The organism is Candidatus Aquicultor sp. (assembly GCF_054640775.1).
In genome coordinates this window covers 1-2503 of sequence record NZ_JBTSLF010000354.1, presented here as the reverse complement: position 1 = coordinate 2503, position 2503 = coordinate 1, and the positions used below count along the sequence as shown (strand labels likewise).

At 46.4% G+C, this 2503-nt stretch carries 2 protein-coding genes; both read left to right on the top strand.

Annotated features, from left to right (window positions below):
• Positions 1–40: 40 nt before the first annotated feature.
• Positions 41–859 carry an ABC transporter ATP-binding protein gene (locus ACYC56_RS15275; protein WP_461375030.1) on the top strand — a complete coding sequence of 273 codons (819 nt, stop codon included), beginning with the start codon at positions 41–43 and terminating at the stop codon, positions 857–859.
• An 11-nt stretch (positions 860–870) separates the two neighbouring features.
• The coding region (locus tag ACYC56_RS15270) for an amidohydrolase (protein ID WP_461375029.1) at positions 871–2503 on the top strand (1633 nt) is incomplete at its 3' end.

The window sequence follows — 2503 nt, the reverse complement described above, 5'->3', positions numbered from 1 at the left end:
GCCCCCATTGTTATTTGGGTTATTGTAAAAGGAAGGTCCTATGGCAGATAAGGCATTAAACAAGGGAACTTTGCTCCGGTTAAAGGATCTCGACACCGGCTATTCTGCCCGTAGAAACCCAGTCGTTATCAGCCGTAAAATAGAAACTTCGTTGGCTTTAGGTCAGTTCGTGGCCATTCTGGGGCCTAACGGTGCCGGCAAATCTACCCTGATGAAAACCATTCTCGGACACCTTGTTCCCCTTTCGGGGGATGTACTCTGGAAAGGCCAGCCACTTCATCAAATGTCAGTAAAGCAGGTGGCCAGATGTATGTCGGCAGTATTAACCGATAAGATCGATGACCGCTACCTGACAGCCATGGATGTGGTTTCAACCGGAAGGTATCCGTACGGTTCGCTTACGGGCAAGTTAACTCTGGAAGATCTGCATATCATCTTAGCTTCGATGAAATCAACCGGAGTTACACACCTATCCAAACGGAGATTTTATTCACTGAGCGATGGTGAAAAGCAAAAAACCATGATTGCCAGGGCCATCTCCCAAAATACGCCATTGATTTGTCTGGACGAACCCACCGCCTTTATTGATTCTCCCGGAAAAGTGGCCATCATGCAATTGCTAAAGGGCCTTGTGGCCGATAAAACCAAGACTGTACTCCTGACCACCCATGACAGTGAATTGGCGTTGCAATTTGCCGATGAACTCTGGTTGGTTGGAAAAAATCATACTTTTGAAGCCGGAACGCCAAAAACCTTGATCAAAAACGGGCATATCAACCAGCTTTTCGATCAGGAGGGAGTGATCTTTAATCCGGATACCTTGCGTTTCGAATCAAAACATTATAAACCTGAACTATAAATACCGGGACTATGAAAAAACACACTTTTCTGATTCTGTTAATATCCATTTTAACTATGACATCCTGCATCCATAAAAAACAAATGGTCGATTTAATCGTCTATAATGCTTCAGTTTATACCCTCGACACGGCCTTTGCCAAAAGCACTGCTTTTGCGGTGGACAAAGGAAAATTTGTAGCTGTTGGCCAGGATGCCGATATACTGGCAGATTTTGAGAGCACCCAAAAACTGGATGCCGGTGGAAAACCCATATACCCTGGATTTAACGATGGTCACAGTCATTTTATGGGATACGGACTCGGACTTACCCAATATGCCAGCCTGGTTGGATTAGCCTCCTTTGATGACTTACTTGCTGCGCTACAGAAATTTCACAAGGAATATCCGGGTCGCTGGATTCTTGGCCGCGGCTGGGATCAAAACCTTTGGGAAATTAAAGAGTTCCCTGATAATACCCGACTTGATGTGATCTTCCCAAAGATTCCGGTTGTTCTCATTCGCATCGACGGTCATGCTGTTCTGGCCAATTCAGCCGCACTGGCCATCGCCGGAATTGATGAAAACACCTACATCGCAGGTGGTGAAATTATCCTGAAAAAAGGTAAGCCTACCGGCGTTTTGCTAGACAATGCGGCCGACCGGATGAAAAGTTTTATCCCAAAAACAACCGACAACCAGAAAATAAACGCCTTGATGCTGGCACAACAAAACTGTTTTGCCAAAGGATTGACCACTGTTACCGATGCAGGTCTGGACAAGGAAGATATCCTCTTAATTGATTCGCTTCAGAAAGCCGGAAAACTTCAGATAAAAATATATGCCATGCTGAGTCCCACCAAGGAAAATCTGGATTATTTCTTTCCAAAGGGTCCGCTTCATATGGATAGATTAACCGTAAGCAGCGTAAAGTTGTACGCCGACGGAGCGTTGGGCTCAAGAGGTGCTTTGTTGCTGAAACCCTATTCGGATGATCCGGGAAATCTGGGCTTGCAGATGGAACCGACCGCATATTACGACAGCCTGTGTCGACTGGCCTATAAAAATGGATTTCAGGTGAACACCCATGCCATTGGTGATTCAGCCAACCGATTGGTATTGGATGTTTATGGATCGATTCTCAACGGCAATAACGACTTGCGCTGGCGCATCGAACACGCCCAGATTGTAAATGCCAATGACATGCACAAGTTTGGCGGATTCTCAGTAATCCCTTCTATTCAGAGCACACACTGTAGCTCCGACATGGACTGGGCTGATGAGCGTTTGGGCTCGGACAGGATAAAAGAAGCCTATCCCACCAAACAACTTTTGGCGGAAAATGGCTGGCTGGTGAATGGCACCGATTTCCCCATCGAAGACATCAATCCATTGTACACCTTTTACGCGGCGGTTAGCAGGAAACACCTGGACGGAACTCCGGATGGTGGTTTCCATATGGAAAACGCTCTAACACGCAAGGAGGCGCTGTATTCTATCACCCTGTGGCCTGCCAGAGGAAGTTTTGATGAAGACCGCAAAGGCAGCATCGAAGCCGGAAAAGAGGCCGATTTTGTGATGCTGGATCATGATGCTATGACCATTGATGAACAGGATATTACGGGAATTTCGGTGAAAGGAACCTGGATTAACGGACTTAGGGTAT